The sequence below is a fragment of the Sphingomonas sp. CFBP 8760 genome, from assembly GCF_014841615.1.
Taxonomy (GTDB): domain Bacteria; phylum Pseudomonadota; class Alphaproteobacteria; order Sphingomonadales; family Sphingomonadaceae; genus Sphingomonas.
Genome location: NZ_JACYUG010000060.1, coordinates 1 through 846 on the forward strand (window position 1 = coordinate 1; position 846 = coordinate 846).

Consider the following 846-nt stretch of genomic DNA (forward strand, 5'->3'; position numbering starts at 1 on the left):
ATTCCGTTCAGTACGCATCGTATCCGGCAGCGGCGAAGTAGTTGGCGCACTCTGCGGGCGTGAAGGTGTCGATGGCGGCACCGATGGCGCGGGACAGATCGTTGACGGTGCGCGCAGCGGCTTTGCGCAGGAGCGCCTTGAGCTTGGCGAAGGCGTTTTCGATCGGATTGAAGTCGGGCGAGTAGGGCGGGAGGAAGAGCAGCCGGGCGCCCCTTGCCTCGATCGCGTCCCTGGCCGCGACGCTCTTGTGGGCAGGCAGGTTGTCCAGGATGACGACATCGCCACGTTTCAGCGTCGGGGCGAGCGCCCGGGCGACCCAGGCTTCGAACCATGCCCCGGTCATCGGTCCGTCGATGACGAGCGGTGCGGTCATACCCGAGAGCCGCAAAGCCCCGACGAACGTGGTCGTCATCCAGTGCCCGTGCGGCACCGCCATGCGCAGCCGCTCGCCGCGTGGGGCACGGCCGTACCGGCGTGCCATCTTGGTGCTGGCGCCTGTCTCATCGACGAAGACGAGTGTTTCCGGATCGAGATCGAGTTGGCCATCGAACCAGGCCTCGCGCGCGCTCAGGACGTCGGGGCGGTCCTGCTCTTGTGCATGGCCAGTCTTTTTTTGCGCGTGTGCCCATGGCGGGCGAAGAAGCGCCACAGGGTCGATACCGCAACCGCGATCCCCTCGGCGGCCAGCGCCGCGCGCAGCTCAGCAAGCGTGAAGTCGGGCGCTGCTTCGTACAGCGCCCAGATCCGCGCCGCCTTGGCCTCGGTCTTCGCCGAGCGTGTGTCACCACCTTGTGGCTTGGCCGCTGGCTTGCCCTGATCGCGTTGAAGTGCCGCCCACCTCACCGC

At 67.3% G+C, this 846-nt stretch carries 1 pseudogene; it reads right to left on the reverse strand.

What is annotated here, in order from left to right:
• Positions 1-7 precede the first annotated feature (7 nt).
• Positions 8-846: pseudogene (locus IFT82_RS20335) on the reverse strand (IS630 family transposase); the annotation flags it as partial.